Here is a 15,578-nt window from a genome sequence, read left to right as displayed (position 1 = left end):
AACGCCACAGCCCTATTGTGGTGGGCCCCAAATACCGCTATTTTTCAGGTGTCTGTTTCAAACGCGAACGGCCCTAGATAATCCGGCATCTGAATAAGGAGAACACGGCATGACGCGAATCTTGTGGCGCGCGGGCCTGGTAATGGCAGCTTTGATTTTGGTGGTGGCTTGCAGCAGCGGAGGCGGTGGCGGCAGCGAGACCTCGGCCAAGAGCGGCGACTGGGTGGACGCCAACAACGACGGCATCTACGACCCCTATCAGGACTCCTCCCTGTGGAGCCAGATGAACCAGACCGTCACCTCCTCGGCCTCGGGCTGGCTGGCCCCCCGCGCGGCCTGGGCGGCCCAGACCCGCGCCTGGCGGGGAAACGGCAACCCCTCCCCGGCCTGGCGCGACACCAACGGCGACGGTATCTGCGACTACGCCCAGAACCTGTACCTGTGGAACCGGACCAACGCCGGTTCCTGGGTCGACAACAACGGCGACGGGGTGTGCGACAACTACCCCAACAACAGCCAGTGGCGGGGCGGCTGGCGCTAGAACAAAATCTAATCGCTTAGGGCCTGCCCGCCTGCCCCCACAGGGCCGGCGCGGCTCCCCCCGCCGCCCGGTCCGGTGGGCAGGCCCTTCTCTGCCCTACTCCCGCCAGTGCTCGGGCCGGTCCAGGGCCTGGGCGCAGCGCACGGTGCCTTGCACCGAACCGATCACCCCCGAACCCAGCTCCTGCACCATCCAGGCCCCGGCGTGCTCCGGAGGGATGAGATAAGGCGCGTCCAGGCCGTGCACTCCAGCGGGCGCGAAGCCGTAGCGGGGGTAGTAGCCCGGATGCCCCAGCACGAAGACCAGGTCGGCTCCCGCCTCCTTAAGCAGCTCCAGCCCGCGCATGATCAGTTTGCCGCCCACGCCCTGGTTCTGGCAGCCGGGCATCACGGCCAGGGGGGCCAAGAGATAGACCGAGGGCTCGGGGTCGGCGCCCTCCAGGCGGGCCTTGGTGAACAGGATGTGGCCCGCGGGCTCCTCACCCTCCCAGGCCAGCAGGGAGTACGAGGGCTGGGCCGTGGGATCGGCCAGCAGCTCGCGCACCAGGTCCGCTTCCTTGCGATAGCCGAAGGCGTCGCGCTCCACCTGCCATACCAGCTCGATCTCGTCAGGGGTGCTTTCTCGGATGATCAACCGCCCTCTCCTTATATAAATAGTCGCGTTGGCTTCGAGGGCCAGACCCTATATGTCCAAGGCCGGCAGGTCAAGCCGCAAGCGGCCTAGAGCGGCGCGCGGTAGGAGAGCACCCTCCCCCGGGGGTAGGCCTTCACGCTCACCTGGTTGCCTTGGTTGCCGCCCAGGAGGTTCACGTGGGCCGACCAGTCCGGGCTGGGGCCCAGGTAAAAGCCCACGTGTCCCTGGTTCGAGTCCGGGCTGCCCCGCCACAACACGGCCACGCAGCCAGGCACCGGGGAGGCCAGCTCCTGCCCCCAGCCCAGCCAGGAGCGCGCCGCCGCCGAGCCGGTGCCTTGTTGCCCGGCCTCTTTCATGCACCAGTTCACAAAAGCCGAGCACCAGGGAACCTCGTCGTGCTCGGCGACATAGGTGGTGCTCCGGAAGTACTCCAGGATGCGGGGATTGTCTGCCTGGCTGCCGGGGTATTCCCGCACCCCGCGGTTCATCTCGCCCAGCGCCGCCTGCGTCCAGGCGGACCCGGCCAGCTCCCCGCTCTCGCTCCGCTCGTCGCCACGGGTCATTTCCCCCCTCCTTGGAAAAGCTGCGGGACAGGCCTCCCCCCGGCAAGGGCCCCGGGGGCATCTTCAAGCTAGCATCGCGGCCGGTTGGCCTCCAACCAGGAATATCCCCGCTATTTCTCCGGGATGCGCGGCCGGGCCTTTTGGAGTGCTTCCCCGGTTATCGCAGTGCGGTTGCGGTTGACCGCACCCGGGAACCGGACGTATGCTTAGAGCAATTGCAGCGAAGCAAGAAAAACATCATGGAGTGACTGACAAGATGCAGAATGCCTTTACCCAGCCCCAAGTGCCGGCCAGCCTGACCTCCCGGCAACAGGAGTTGGTCAGCGCCTTCATGCGGCGCGTCTATAACTGGATGGCCGGCGGCCTGGCCCTTACCGGCCTGGTGGCTTGGTGGGCCCAGGGCTCGCCCACGGTGGTGAACGCCCTGTTCAACACCCAGACCGGCGGCCCCACCGGGCTCTTCTGGCTCCTGGCCATCGGCGAGCTCGCCCTGGTCTTCGGCCTGAGCGGCATGATCAACCGCATGAGCGCTTCCACCGCCGGGCTGTTGTTCGGCCTCTACTCGGCCCTCAACGGCCTTACTCTCTCGTTCATTTTCCTGGTCTACACCCAGGCTTCTTTGGTGAGCACCTTCTTCATCACCGCGGGCACTTTCGCGGTGGTGAGTGTATGGGCCTACAGCACCAAGAAGGACCTTAGCGGCTGGGGTCAGTTCCTGTTCATGGGGCTGATAGGCATCGTCATCGCCTCCATCGTCAACATCTTCCTGGCCTCGTCCATGATCTACTGGATCGTGAGCTACGTGGGGGTGGGCATCTTCGTGGGGCTCACCGCCTATGACACCCAGTGGCTCAAGCACGTGGCCCTGTCCGGGGAGATGGACGCCGAGACCGGCAACAAGGTGGCGGTCATCGGGGCGCTGAAGCTCTATCTGGACTTCATCAACCTATTCCTGATGCTTTTGAGGATCCTGGGCGACCGGCGCTGATCCCGGCTCCGGTTGTTGGGTGAATCAAATTCACCCCGCGCCTTGACAGGCGCGGGAACCTGCCTATAGAATTCTTGCTTCGACTTGCGCGCGAACGCTATTTTACAAGGAGTTTCCCATGATTGAGGTTCGTTTCCACGGCCGAGGCGGCCAGGGAGCCGTCACCTCGGCGGAGCTCATGGCCCTGGCGGCCATTGAGGAAGGCAAATATGCCCAGGCCTTCCCCAGCTTCGGACCCGAGCGGCGCGGCGCCCCCGTACAGGCCTTTTTGCGCATCAGCGACGAGCCCATCCGGCTCCGCGAGAAGATTTACGAGCCGGACGTGGTGCTGGTCTTGGATCCTTCCCTGCTGGCAACCGGCGGGGTGAAGAACGGTCTTAAGCCGGGCGGCACTTTGGTGGCCAACAGCTCCAAGAACGTGTCCGCGGTGCGCGGAGAGTGCGGCTTCAACGGGCGCACCGCCGTGGTGGATGCCAGCAAGATCGCCGAGGAGGAGTTGGGGGTTCCCATCACCAACACCACCATGCTGGGCGCTCTGCTCCAGGCGGCTGGCCTGATCGATATCAACAGCATCAAGGCCCCTCTCGACCACCGCTTCGGCAAGATCGCCGCCAAAAACTGGAACGCCCTGAACCGGGCATATTCCGAAACCGTAATCGAGGAGTAGGATCATGGCCGACGAAGGCATGTTCCCGTGGAAAGATATACCCCTGGGTTGCGCCGGAACTGAGCCCGGCTCCAGCCGGCGCTTCAACACCGGCGACTGGCGCAGCCGCCGCTATCCGGTGACCGATCGCGACACCTGCATCAAGTGCGGCCTGTGTTGGATCATCTGCCCGGACATGGCCTATAGCCCCGATCCCGAGGCCGAGGGCTATTACACCTGGGACGGCTATTACTGCAAAGGCTGTGGCATCTGCCTTGAGGAGTGTCCCAAGGACGCCATCAGCTGGAAAGAAGAGAAGGAGGAGGACAAATATGGGCCGGCGTGTGGGGCTTGAGGTTTCCTTGGCCTGCGCCGAGGTCGTTGGACTTTGCAATGCGGATGTGGTGGCGGCGTATCCCATCACTCCCCAAACCCATATAGTTGAACACCTCTCGGAGATGGTGGCCGACGGCCACCTGGACGCCGAGTTCGTGCCCGTGGAGAGCGAGCACAGCGCCATGAGCTGCTGCGTGGGCAGCAGCGCGGCCGGCGCCCGCACCTTCACCAGCACCAGCAGCCAGGGCCTGGCCCTGATGCACGAGATCCTGTTCATCGCCGCCTCCCTGAGGCTGCCCATCGTCATGGCCGTGGCCAACCGCTCCCTGAGCGGCCCCATCAGCATCTGGAACGACCATAGCGACATCATGGCCGAGCGCGACATCGGCTGGATCCAGACCTTCGCCGAGAACGGCCAGGAGGTGGTGGACCTGACCATGCACGCCTTCAAGGTGGCCGAGGACAAGCGGGTTTGCCTGCCGGTGGCGGTCAACCTGGACGGCTTCATCCTCACCCACGTCATCGAGCCCATCGAGTTGCCGGACCAGGAAGAGGTGGACGCCTATCTGCCTTCCTTCGAGCCCAGCCAAAGCCTGGACACGGCCAATCCCATCTCCATGGGCATCGTGGGCATGCCCGAGATCTACACCGAGGCCAAAAAGGCCAACGCGGTGGCCTTGGAAGAATCCTACGAGGTGATCAAGGAGCATTGGGCGGGCCTGGCCGAAAAGTTCGGCCGCACCTACAAGCCCATCGAGACCTACCGCACCGACGACGCGGACACCGTGTTCGTGACCATGGGCTCCCTGGGCGAGACCACCATGAGCGCCGTGGACCAGATGCGCGACGACGGCATCAAGGTCGGCCAGGTGCGCATCCGCCTGTGGCGGCCTTTCCCGGTGGAAGACTTCATGGAGGCCATCGCCGGGGCCAAGACCCTTATCGTTATCGACCGCGCCCTGAGCCCCGGCCTGCCGGCCGGCCCGGTGGGCACCGAGCTCAGGGGCCTGCTGTACGCCAAGGGCGCCAAGCAGTACGTGGCCAACTTCGTGTGCGGCCTGGGCGGCCGGGATGTGACCCGCTCCCAGTTCGTCGAGATGTACCAGACGGCAACCAAGGCGGCGGCCAGCGGCGAGGAAATGACCTGCCAGATGGTGGGGGTGAAAGAATGATAAGCGCAGCCGAAGCACTCAAGGACTTCCAAAAGATAACCCCCAAGACCATTCCTTTGGTGGAGCCTTTCTCCAAGGGTCACCGCGCCTGCCAGGGCTGCGGCGAGGTCTTGGCCCTGCGCATGGCCGCCAAGGCCGTGGGCATGGACATGATCGCCGTGTCGGCCACCGGCTGCATGGAGATCATCTCCTCGTCCTACCAGACCGCCTGGGAGACCCCCTGGATCCACGTGGCCTTTGAGAACGCGGCCGCCGTGGCTTCCGGCGTGGAGGCCGGCCGCAAGGCCATGATCCGCAAGGGCAAGATCAAGGACAACGGCTCCAAGATCGTGGCCTTCGCGGGCGACGGCGCCACCGCCGACATCGGCCTGCAGGCCCTTTCCGGCGCCCTGGAGCGCGGGCACGACTTCACCTACATCTGCCTGGACAACGAAGCCTACATGAACACGGGCATTCAGCGTTCCAGCTCGACCCCCTTCGGGGCCATGACCACCACCAGCCCTCCGGGCAAGGTCTCCAAGGGTCAGATGACCTGGAAGAAGAACATGCCCATGATCGCCGCGGCCCACAACATCCCCTACGTGGCCACCGCCTCCCCGGCCTGGCACGTGGATCTGATGAACAAGGTCAAGAAGGCGGTCAGCATTCCCGGACCGGCCTACATTCACATCTACAGCCCCTGCCCCACCGGCTGGCGCTGCCCTCCGGAGACCTCCATCGAGACCGCCCGCAAGGTGGTCCAGAGCAAGGTCTTCCCCCTGTTCGAGGTGATCGACGGCCAGTTCATCCTGACCCGCGACATCAAGAAGCCCATCCCGGTCGAGGAGTACCTCAAGACCCAGCGGCGCTTCGGCCATCTGAAGCCCGAGGATGTGGCCTACATACAAAAACGTGTGGACGCGGACTATGATCGTCTGCTAAAGTTAGTCCAGGCCACCAACCCGGAGGCCTAACTACATAGCCCCCCACCCCTGCGTGCCGGCGTCTGTTTTATTTAATTTTTAAGAGGCGCTGGCACGCAGGGATTCTTATTTTTAGCCCCTGTAAAATCAGCTAGATACGAATTCCGGTCCCACACAGGCCACGCACGGGCCGCGCCCGCCCGGCGCTGGCGGCCATGCCGTTTCGCCCAGCCGCGGACTGGGAGATACGCGACTTCTCGCCGTTGCGATCTGCACCGCGCCAGGGCCGAACTTTTTATAGCTTGAGAAAAAATTTAACGCGCGTGGCTAGCGATGGGTGGCTCGCGGGCGGCAGAAGGGGCTCTTCCTGTTGCCCCGACAGCTCTGCCAGTGGGGCGAGGCAGGCGCAAGAAATCTTGTGCCGGGCGGGGCGGCGATCAAGGGCGGGATCAAGCTTCTTACCCTACCCGCCTCTTTTTTCTCTCTCCCCTACTCCCGCCAGCGGGGCACCATCTCGTCGGTGGCCGAGGCCAGGCCCTGCACGTAGCCCCGGCTGATGCCCAGCTCGTCTAGGGCGTCCACCGCCTCCTGGTACTCGGCCAGGTTGATGCCCCGCTCCAGGCCCGGCGTCTCGGCCGCCTTGTAGGTGGGGAAGTACTGCGACATGAGGCTCACCGCCGCCTTGGGCCCGCAGACGTCGGCGATGTAGGCCAAAACCTCGGGCGTGCCCGACAGGCCGTTCGGCAGCACCAGGTGCCTGACCAGCACCCCGCTCCAGGCCAAGCCGTCGTAGTCCAGCTTGAGGTTGCCTACCTGGCGCACCATCTCCTTTAGCGCGGCCCGGGCGCTGGCCACGTAGTTGCTTGCGCCCGAGAGGCGCTCGGCCACCGCCTCGTCGTCATACTTGAGGTCGGGCAAATAGATCTCCACCAGCCCCTCCAGCTGGCGCAGCACCGCCGCGCTCTCGTAGCCCGAGGTGTTGTAGACCACGGGCAGGGCGCAGCCGTAGCCCCGGGCAATGGCCAAGGCCTTCAGGATCACCACCAGATGCGGGGTGGGGGTGACCAGGTTCAGGTTGTGGGCCCCGGCCATCTCCAGGCCCAGGAAGATGCCGGCCAGGTCCTCGGGGTTGGTCTCTTCGCCGGAGGCTTGGCCTTGGCTGATCTGCCAATTTTGGCAAAAGCGGCAGGCCAGGGTGCAGCCCGCGAAAAACACGGTGCCCGAGCCCTTGCTCCCGGAGATGGGCGGCTCCTCGCCGAAGTGCAGCTGGGAGGTGTTCACCGGCGCGGTGGCGGCCCGGGCGCGGCAAAAGCCCAGCTCCCCGGCCCGGCGGTCCACCCGGCAGCGGCGGGGGCACAACACACAGGAGCTGAGCGCCTTTTCCAGGCGGGCGGCAACGCGCTCATATGCCTCCGGGGGAGGCAGCTCGCTCACGGCTCAGCCCTTGAACATGCGGGGCATGAGCTTCATCAGGGCGCGCAGGCCGGCCAGTCGCGCACCCAGGCCCTTGGCGTAGAGGAAGCGGGGGATGCCCCGGAGGCCCTCGTACTGCGTGCGGTCCTGGGGGTGCCACCACATCTCGCCCTTGAGGCGGGAGGCCAGGTCGTCCACCACCGCCTGCATCTGCACCATCTCCATGAAACCGGGCCGCCCGTGGCTGCGCCCGATGCCCGAGTTCTTGAAGCCGCCCCAAGGCGCCTCGGCCAGGCCGTGGCTCATCAGGTGGTCGTTGATCATCACCACCCCGGCCTTGACCCGCCGGGCCAGGGCCATGGCCGCCGCGCGGTCGCAGGCCCAAACCGAGCCGGTGAGCCCCAGGTCCGAATCGTTGGCCAGCTCCACCGCCTGGTCCATGCTCTCCACTTCCATCACCGCGATCACCGGGCCGAAGGTCTCCTCGGTCATCACCCGCATGGTGTGATCCACCTTGGTGAGCACCGTGGCGGGCAGCCAATGCGGCCCTTCCGGGCAGGCGCTCTGGGCGAAAACCTCGGCCCCGCGCTCCGCCGCGTCGGCAAGGTGGGCCTTGACTAGCTCCACCTGGCGGGCGGTGGTCATGGCTCCCAGGTCCGCGTTGAACTCCGTATCGTGGCCCACGCGCAGGGCCTCCACCTTGGCTTTGAGGCGGCGCAGAAACTCCGGAGCCACGCTTTGGTGCACGTAGACCCGCTCCACCCCGCCGCAGGTCTGGCCGGTGTTGACCAGCCCGCCCCAGGCCGCCCCGGCCGCGGCCCGCTCCAGATCGGCGTCCGGGCAGACCAGCATGGCGTCGTTGCCCCCCAGCTCCAGGTTCACCGGGGTCAGGCTCTCGGCGGCCAGGGCCATAAGCTGTTTACCCACGCCCACCGAGCCAGTGAAGAACAGCTTGTCCACCCCGGCGGCCAGCATGGCCGGCCCGGCCTGGCGCCCAGGCAGGTTCAGGCAGGTGATTACCCCGGGCGGCAGCCCGGCCGCCTCGATGCAGCGGGCCAGGGCCTGGCCCACCATCTGGGTCTCGCTGGCCACCTTGAGCAGCACGCAGTTGCCCGCCAAGAGGCCGCAAACCACCTCGCTGAAGGGTATGGAAAAGGGATAGTTCCAAGGGCTGATGATGCCCACCACGCCCCAGGGCTGGGGCACCAGGCGGGTGCGTTTGTTGATCATCAGCCACAGGGCCGGGCCGAGCTTCTGGTCGCGCAACCAACAGGGGGCTTTCTTGGCGTAGTAATTGGCCGCCACCGTGGTGGGCAGCACCTCGGTGAGCATGGCATCGGTGAGGGTCTTGCCGTTGTCCGCCGCGATGGTGGCGGCCAGCTCGTCGGCGTGGGCCACCAGGTAGTCGCGCACCCGGCGGATGGCCTGGGCCTTTTGGCGCACCGGCGTGGCCGCCCAGGCGGGCTGGGCCGCGCGCGCGGCTTGGGCCGCGGCAAGCACGTCGTCCGGCTCCTGCAAGGGCACCCGGCCGATCTCCTGGCCGGTGGCGGGATTGATGCAAATGGTTTCCAACGCGCTCATGGCGTCCCTTTCCTATCTCGTCAAGCGCCCAGGCGCGAGGCCATCCGGCCCGCCTTCATGCGCATATATGCCAGGTTGATGGGTAAGAGCAGGCGAGGGTCGAAGTTGGGGTTGCTCACCCCGGCCAGGCTGGCGATGTAGTGCACGTGGTCGGCCACGCTCATGGTGCACGAAGGCGCGTGCAGCCAGCGGCGGCCCCGGTTGGCCAGGCAGCGGCCCAGGGCCTGGCCTGTTTTTAGGAGCATGTCGTTGCTGGGGCGGCGGTGAGGGTCGTGCTCCTTGGGCGGGCGATAGGTGGGCTCGATCTTCACGTGCTTGCCGTCGATCTCCCCCTCCCAGGAGGTGCAGGCCCCGGCGAAGAGCACCTTCTCGTCGGGCGCCAGGTCCAGCGGGCCCTCCACCCGGCCCACCACGTAGCGCACCGGCCCCATCTTGCTATCCACCTCTGGGTCGAAGCCCCTGAGGATGTGCATGGCCTCCTGCAAGGCCCCGGGGCAGCCGCCCCAACAATAGTCGCGCGAGTGCTCCTCCGGGAAGCTGCCCACCGTGCAGGTCAGCGCCCCGCCCGCGAAGTAGTCATCCACCCGCTCCAAACAAAACTGGAAATTCTCGGTGCGGCGTTGCACCTCCTCCAGCGGGAAGTCGCCCAGAATCTCGATCTCATTCAGGTCCAGGGGCCCCAGGCCGTGGGCCGAGGCCATCCTGAGATGCACCAGGTCCTTGGGCTCCACGCTGACCATGGCGCAGCCCACCGCGTCCACCGCGCAGGGGTTGGTGCCCATGACGATGGCCCCCAGGTCAAAGGGGTCCGGGGTGAGCATCATCTTTTGTCCGGCCACGATGCCGTCGATGGCGATGAAGTCCTGGCGTGCGGCCAGGTTCAGGTCCACGATCTTGTGCTCCAGGAAGGTGTTGTGGTCCAGCAGGCGGTGCTGGTCGTCCTGGATGCCGATGAAGTTCTTGAGGCTCAGGGTCATGCGGGTCCAGGGATGAGCCTTGAACTTGGGCAGGTTGAGTATGAAGTCGGCCTGGGTCACCGGCTTGGGCAGATACATCGCCTCGCGCAGGGCCCCGCCGTGGGGCACGGGCACCGCCTGGTGAGCGCACTCGTCGAAGTAATAGGCCTTGGCCCCCTGCCGCCGCAGCACCTTGGGGTAGCCCGCCTCCTTGAAGCAAAAGCGCGTGGGCACGGTGATGCCCGAGCGCTCGCCCACGGCCAGCTCGCTGATCTCCCCGCCGCCCACCCGCTTGGCGGCCAGGAGCGCGCCCTCCAGGAACTCGGCCCGGGTGAAGGCGTAGGGAAATATCTCGCGGTGGGCCAGCACCACGTTGGGCTTGGCCAATACGCGGCCCCGAGGCTTGGCCCCCAGCTCTTGCATGCCCTCGGCGATGATGCCCGCAATGCGCTCCATGTCGTAGCGATCGCAGCGCCGGATGATCACCCTGTGCTTCATTACCCCTCCCCCTCCTCAAACAAACCGCCCTGGGTCTCCACCGGCTCGGTCAGCTCCGGCCCCTCGTTGGCCGGCGGGTTGAGCCGCCGCGACACCGCCTGGGATCGCATCCCCTCGGCGGCATAGGGCTTGAGCAGGCTCTCCAGCTTCTCGGGCCCGCTGGCCGGGTCCAGCCACGCGGCCTCGGCCTCGCGCGGCAGCATCACCGGCATGCGGTCGTGGATGGCCTCCACCAGCGCATTGGCCTCGGTGGTGATGATGGTGAAGCTCTCCAGCTCCGGGCCCTCGGGGCCCTGCCAGCGGTCCCACAGCCCGGCCAGGGCGAAAGGCTCATCGTCGATCAGCCCCAGGCGATAAGGCTGCTTGCCGCCCTTGCTCTTGGCCCACTCGTAAAAGGCGTCCGCCGGTATCAGGCAGCGCGAGCGCTTGAAAGGCCCGCGAAAAGCGGGCTTGGCCGCGATGCCTTCGGCCCGGGCGTTGATCATCTTGTAGCCGGTGGATGGCTCCTTGGCCCAGGCGGGCACCAGGCCCCAGCGCAGGAGGCTACCCGAGCGGCCCTCCTCCCCCAAGCGCACCACCAGGGCGTCCTGGCCCGGGGCCAGGTTCCAACGGGGCCGGTAGGCCAGGCCTTCGCTCGAAAAGGCGAAGCGGTCCTGCAAGGCCGCCAGGTCGCTGCTTTGTTGAAAACGCCCGCACATGACAGGCCCATTGGACCACAGCCAGGGGGCGGAATCAATCGCCCGCCGCCGCCCGGTCCAGGTGCCAGATCACCTCGCCCTTGGGCCGCACCCGCGCGGCGGGGTAGTCCCGGGCCGCCCGCTCCCGGTCGGCGCGGATGGCCGCCACCACCGGCCGCTTGCTCTCCCCGGCCACGATGAACAGCACCTTGCGGGCCGCGTTGATGGCCGGCAGGGTCAGGCTCACCCGCGCCACGTGGGGCTCCAGGTGAGTGGGCGCGGCCACCGGAGCCACCCAGGCCTCCTCCTCGGCCAGGGCCGGGACGCCGGGGAACAGGCTGGCAATGTGGCCGTCCGGCCCCAGGCCCAGGAGCATGAGATCCCAGCGGGGGCGCTCCTCGCCCTCGAAAAAACCGCGCAACCGCCACTCGTAATCCTGGGCCGCCTCGCGGGGGCTGAGCTGGCCCCGGATGGGGTGGATGTTTTCCTTGTACAGGCCCGGCGGCGGGCCCAGGGCCTCCAGTCCGGCGCGGCGGTTGCTCTCCGGGTGGTCCGGGGGCACGCAGCGCTCGTCGCCCCAGAATAGCTGGGTGGAGGGCCAAGGGAAATCCGGGTCCGCGCCGATGAGGCGATAGGCCCCCAGGGGCGAGGAGCCGCCCGAGAGCGCCAGGATGAACACCCCCCGCGCGTCCACCGCCTCGTGGGCGGCCCGGGTGATGAACTCCGCGCTGGCCCGGCTCAGGTCCTCTGGGCTGTCGAACACCTCGAACCACATGATCAATAGCGCTCCAGATGATTCAAGGGATGTCCGGGCCACATCTTGGCCGCGTCGCGGGGGCCCCAGGAGCCGGCGCGGTAGCGGTGCAAACGGTCGGCCCGGTCGCCGCAGGACTCGCAGGCCTCCAGCACCGGGTCCAGGAAGGCCCAGCAAAGCTCCACTCCGTCTTGCCGCCAGAAAAGCATCTGGTCGCCCAGCATGGCGTCGGCCAGGGCCTTCTCGTAGGCCTCCATGCCCCGGCGGGAGGCCCCGTCCTGATACTCGAAATGCAGGCCCACGGTGCGCAGGTCCACCTCGGCCCCCGGCTGCTTGGCCTGGAAGTAGAGGGTTATCTCCTCGTTGGGCTGCACGTCCAGGACCAGGCGGTTGGCCATGATCTCCTCGCCCAGCACCTGGCGGAACAGCGAGTGGGGCACCTCGCGGAAGATGATCTCGATGCGGGTCAGCTTCTGGGCCAGGCGCTTGCCGCTGGTGATGTAGAACGGCACCCCTTGCCAGCGCCAGTTGTCCACGAACACCTTCATGGTGGCGTAGGTGGGGGTCAGGGAGCTGGGGTCCACCCCCGGCTCGGCCCTATAGGCCGGGAACTCGCGGCCGCTCAGCTCGCCGGCCTCGTACTGGGCCAGCACCAGGTAGTCGTAGAGCTCCTCCGTGGGAAAGGGGCGGAGGCTCCTAAAGAGCTTGGTCTTCTCGTCGCGCACCCGGTCGGCCGCGAAGATGCTGGGCGGCTCGGCCGCCACCAGGGCCAAGAGCTGCATCATGTGGTTCTGGAACATGTCGCGCAGGACCCCGGCCTTTTCGTAGTATCCCGCCCGGTGCTCCACCCCCAGGGTCTCGGCCGAAAGGATCGACACCTGCTCGATGTAGTTACGGTTCCACAGCGGCTCGAAGATGGCGTTGGCGAAGCGGAACATCATGATGTTCTGCACCGTCTCCTTGGCCAGGTAGTGGTCGATGCGGAATACCTGATGCTCCTTGAAACCCCGGCCGATGGCCCGGTTCAGCTCCCGGCTGGTGGCCAGGTCGCTGCCAAAAGGCTTCTCCACCACCAGCCGCCGCCAGCAGCCGCCCCCCTCGCGCGATAGCCCGGCCGAGGCCAGCATGCCGGCCACGGTCATGTAGAGGGTGGGCGGGATGGCGCACTCGAAGATGCGGTTGCCCGGCACCCCGTGCGCCGCGTCCAGCTCATCCAGACGCTTGGCCAGGGCCTGGTAGGAGGCCTCGTCGTCGTAATCCACGGCCTGGTAGTGCAGGCGCGCCGCGAACTCGTCCCAGGCCCCGGCGTCGCCCCCCGCCTCGGCCACGGCGGCGTGCATCTTCTTGCGGAAGTCCTCGTCGCTCAGCTCGCTGCGCGCCGCCCCGCAGATGTAGAAATGCTCGGGCACCGCGCCGTTTGCGAACAGATGGTACAAGGCGGGCACCAGCTTGCGGCCGGTAAGGTCGCCCGAGGCCCCGAAGATGATGATGGCGCAATCCTCGGGCCGCCGGGGGACCGGGGGCCTGGTCTCGCGTCGCGCTTTTTCCTCGGCCATGTCGCCTCCCCTCGCGGCTTGCCTGAGCGTGCCGCGCCGAGTGATGGTCCCCTCTCATTGTAAAGGATTAGGCGGGCCTTGGGTCGGGCGGAGGCAAAAAGGCCCGGACGGTTGCTCTCCGTCCGGGCCTTGCTTGTGCTTGGGGGAGGGGCTAGTCCTTGACCAGCTTGAGGGCGGTCTTGACCACGTGCTCAACGTTGAAGCCCAGTTTGTCCATGACCACCGGGCCGGGGGCGCTCTCGCCGAAGCGCTCCAGGCCCACCACCGCGCCGTCCAGGCCCACGTAGCGCTCCCAGCCCAGCACCGCGCCGGCCTCGATGGCCAGGCGGGCCCTAATCTTGGGCGGCAGCACCTTGTCGCGGTAGTCCTGATCCTGGGCCGCGAAAAGCTCCCAGGAAGGCATGGACACCACCCGGGCCGCCACCTTCTTCTTGGCCAGCTCCTCCTGGGCGGCCAGGGCCAGAGTCACCTCCGAGCCGGTGGCCATCATCAGCAGGTCCGGGGTGCCCTCGCAGTCGGAGAGCACATAGGCTCCCTTGGCCACGCCCTTGGCGATGGCGTGCCTGTCTGCGTCCAGGCAGGGCAGCTTCTGGCGGGTGAGCACCAGGGCCACCGGGCCGTTCTTGTGCTCCATGGCCACCTTCCAGGCCGCGGCGGTCTCGTTGCCCTCGGCCGGGCGCAGCAGGGTGAAGCCGGGCATGGTGCGCAGGGACATCAGGTGCTCCACCGGCTGGTGGGTGGGGCCGTCCTCGCCCACCCCGATGCTGTCGTGGGTGAAGATCCAGATGCTGTGGCAGCCCATGATGGCCGACAGGCGCAGAGCCGGGCGCATGTAGTCGCTGAATACGAAGAAGGTGCCGCCGTAGGGGATCACCCCGCCGTGCAGGGCCATGCCGTTGACGATGGCGCCCATGCCCAGCTCGCGCACCCCGAAGTGGATGTTGCGGCCGCCGGGCTCCTGGTTGGGGCGCATGTCCGGGCTGCCGTTGATGAAGGTCTTGTTGGAGGGGGCCAGGTCGGCCGAGCCGCCCACCAGATTAGGCACCTTGGCGGCCAGGGCGTTGAGCACCTTGCCGCTGGCCGCGCGGGTGGCGATCTTCTCGCCCGCCTCGAACACCGGCACTTCGCTGTCCCAGCCCTTGGGCAGGCGGCCGGCCAGCTGGTCCTGGAAGCGGCGGGCCAGCTCGGGGTGCTGGTCGGAGTAGCGGGAGAACATATCCTGCCAGGCGCTCTGGGCCTTCACCCCGCGCTGCTGGCAGGAGCGCAGGTGCTTCACCGCATCGTCGGGCAGGCAGAAGGCGTCCAGGGAGCAATTCAGGTTCTTGCGGGTGGCCTCCAAGGCCTCCAGGCCCAGGGGCTCGCCGTGCACCCCCGAGGTGTTCACCTTGGGGCTGCCGTAGCCGATCTCGGTGCGCACCGCGATGATCGAGGGGCGAGCCGTCTCGGCCTTGGCCGCTTCCACCGCCGCGGCCATGGCCTCCACGTCGTTGCCGTCGGCCACCTTTTGGGTGTGCCAGCCATAGGCCTCGAAGCGGGCCATGGCGTCCTCGGTGAAGGCCAGCTCGGTGCCGCCCTCGATGGAGATGTGGTTGTCGTCGTAGAGGTAGATGATCTTGCCTAGGCCCAAGGTGGCGGCCAGGGAGGCGGCCTCGCTGGCCACGCCTTCCATGAGGTCGCCGTCGCTCACGATGGCGTAGGTGTAATGATCCACCACCGGGAAGCCGTCGCGATTGAACTCCTGGGCCAAAAAGCGCTCGGCCAGGGCCATGCCCACGCCCATGGCGAAACCCTGGCCCAGGGGGCCGGTGGTGGCCTCCACGCCCGGGGCCACGCCGTGCTCCGGGTGCCCCGGCGTCTTGGAACCCCACTGGCGGAACTGCTTCAGGTCGTGCATGGACAGGTCGTAGCCCGTGAGGTGCAGCATGGCGTAGAGCAAGGCCGAGCCGTGGCCCGCGCTGAGCACAAAGCGGTCGCGGTTGGACCACTGGGGGTCAGAGGGGTTGAAGTGCATGAAGCGCGCCCACAGCACGTAGGCCATGGGAGCGGCGCCCAGAGGCATGCCGGGGTGGCCGCTGTTGGCCCCCTCCACCATGTCGGCGGCCAGCAGGCGGATGGTGTTGATGGACTCTCGCTCCAGGTCCTTGTCGTTCATGGGGCCTCTCCCGGGCTCATTGGGATAAAAAACACCGCAGCGGGCCCCCGCCCGGGAGCCGCCGGCGCTTTTAAATAAATTGTGTCTCGCGTGGTTTCCGCCCGGAAGCGCGCCATACTACCCTACGCACCATCCGGACGCCGGGCTCCGGCCCAGCCCCCCAAGATTAAGCCAAAGCGCTTGGCCTGACAATAGGCATTAGGAGCCCAT

At 67.0% G+C, this 15,578-nt stretch carries 15 protein-coding genes; 6 read left to right on the top strand and 9 right to left on the bottom strand.

Annotation, left to right across the window (positions count from 1 at the left end; genetic code table 11):
• The first annotated feature begins 109 nt into the window (after positions 1-109).
• The gene (locus KQH53_16050; GenBank protein MCB2228194.1) at positions 110-541 is read left to right on the top strand and encodes a hypothetical protein; all 432 of its coding nucleotides are present in this window, start codon (positions 110-112) and stop codon (positions 539-541) included.
• 96 nt (positions 542-637) lie between these two features.
• Here the strand turns inward: KQH53_16050 and KQH53_16045 are convergent, their stop codons facing one another.
• A complete protein-coding gene (locus KQH53_16045) occupies positions 638-1,174 on the bottom strand; it encodes an N-acetyltransferase (GenBank protein ID MCB2228193.1) in 537 nt (178 codons plus the stop codon).
• A gap of 86 nt (positions 1,175-1,260) precedes the next feature.
• Positions 1,261-1,737 carry a TIGR02594 family protein gene (locus KQH53_16040; GenBank protein MCB2228192.1) on the bottom strand — a complete coding sequence of 159 codons (477 nt, stop codon included), beginning with the start codon at positions 1,735-1,737 and terminating at the stop codon, positions 1,261-1,263.
• A gap of 256 nt (positions 1,738-1,993) precedes the next feature.
• Here KQH53_16040 and KQH53_16035 point away from each other — a divergent pair, with 256 nt between their 5' ends.
• From KQH53_16035 to KQH53_16015, 5 genes are all read left to right on the top strand, one after another.
• Positions 1,994-2,725 carry a Bax inhibitor-1/YccA family protein gene (locus KQH53_16035; GenBank protein ID MCB2228191.1) on the top strand — a complete coding sequence of 244 codons (732 nt, stop codon included), beginning with the start codon at positions 1,994-1,996 and terminating at the stop codon, positions 2,723-2,725.
• A 118-nt stretch (positions 2,726-2,843) separates the two neighbouring features.
• Positions 2,844-3,392 carry a 2-oxoacid:acceptor oxidoreductase family protein gene (locus KQH53_16030; protein MCB2228190.1) on the top strand — a complete coding sequence of 183 codons (549 nt, stop codon included), beginning with the start codon at positions 2,844-2,846 and terminating at the stop codon, positions 3,390-3,392.
• A 4-nt stretch (positions 3,393-3,396) separates the two neighbouring features.
• Complete coding sequence (locus KQH53_16025; protein MCB2228189.1) at positions 3,397-3,726, top strand: 4Fe-4S binding protein; 330 nt, start codon at positions 3,397-3,399, stop codon at positions 3,724-3,726.
• Positions 3,704-4,879 (top strand): pyruvate ferredoxin oxidoreductase, encoded by a 1,176-nt coding sequence (gene porA / locus KQH53_16020; protein MCB2228188.1) that lies wholly within the window; start codon positions 3,704-3,706, stop codon positions 4,877-4,879. The genes KQH53_16025 and porA overlap by 23 nt, the downstream gene beginning before the upstream one ends.
• The gene (locus KQH53_16015) at positions 4,876-5,832 is read left to right on the top strand and encodes a pyruvate ferredoxin oxidoreductase (GenBank protein MCB2228187.1); all 957 of its coding nucleotides are present in this window, start codon (positions 4,876-4,878) and stop codon (positions 5,830-5,832) included. Before porA ends, KQH53_16015 begins: the two co-directional genes overlap by 4 nt.
• Before the next feature lie 438 nt (positions 5,833-6,270).
• Here KQH53_16015 and KQH53_16010 read toward each other — a convergent pair whose 3' ends face one another.
• The 7 genes from KQH53_16010 to tkt form a co-directional block, all read right to left on the bottom strand.
• Positions 6,271-7,215, bottom strand: coding sequence for a hypothetical protein (locus KQH53_16010; GenBank protein ID MCB2228186.1), 945 nt, complete (start codon positions 7,213-7,215; stop codon positions 6,271-6,273).
• A 3-nt stretch (positions 7,216-7,218) separates the two neighbouring features.
• The gene (locus KQH53_16005; GenBank protein ID MCB2228185.1) at positions 7,219-8,775 is read right to left on the bottom strand and encodes an aldehyde dehydrogenase family protein; all 1,557 of its coding nucleotides are present in this window, start codon (positions 8,773-8,775) and stop codon (positions 7,219-7,221) included.
• Positions 8,776-8,795: 20 nt separating this feature from the next.
• Positions 8,796-10,229, bottom strand: coding sequence for a DUF362 domain-containing protein (locus tag KQH53_16000; protein MCB2228184.1), 1,434 nt, complete (start codon positions 10,227-10,229; stop codon positions 8,796-8,798).
• On the bottom strand, positions 10,229-10,927 hold the full coding sequence (locus KQH53_15995) for an SOS response-associated peptidase (protein MCB2228183.1): 699 nt from the start codon (positions 10,925-10,927) through the stop codon (positions 10,229-10,231). The genes KQH53_16000 and KQH53_15995 overlap by 1 nt, the downstream gene beginning before the upstream one ends.
• Before the next feature lie 34 nt (positions 10,928-10,961).
• Entirely contained in the window at positions 10,962-11,687 is a 726-nt protein-coding gene (pgl, locus tag KQH53_15990; GenBank protein ID MCB2228182.1) for a 6-phosphogluconolactonase, read from the bottom strand.
• Positions 11,684-13,216, bottom strand: coding sequence for a glucose-6-phosphate dehydrogenase (gene zwf / locus KQH53_15985; protein ID MCB2228181.1), 1,533 nt, complete (start codon positions 13,214-13,216; stop codon positions 11,684-11,686). The genes pgl and zwf overlap by 4 nt, the downstream gene beginning before the upstream one ends.
• Before the next feature lie 151 nt (positions 13,217-13,367).
• Positions 13,368-15,368 (bottom strand): transketolase, encoded by a 2,001-nt coding sequence (tkt, locus tag KQH53_15980; GenBank protein MCB2228180.1) that lies wholly within the window; start codon positions 15,366-15,368, stop codon positions 13,368-13,370.
• Positions 15,369-15,578 lie beyond the last annotated feature (210 nt).

This window comes from Desulfarculaceae bacterium, from assembly GCA_020444545.1.
In the GTDB taxonomy this organism is placed as follows: Bacteria; Desulfobacterota; Desulfarculia; order Desulfarculales; family Desulfarculaceae; genus Desulfoferula.
The sequence above is the reverse complement of the archived record's forward strand: the minus strand, read 5'-3'. Positions and strand labels throughout refer to the sequence as shown.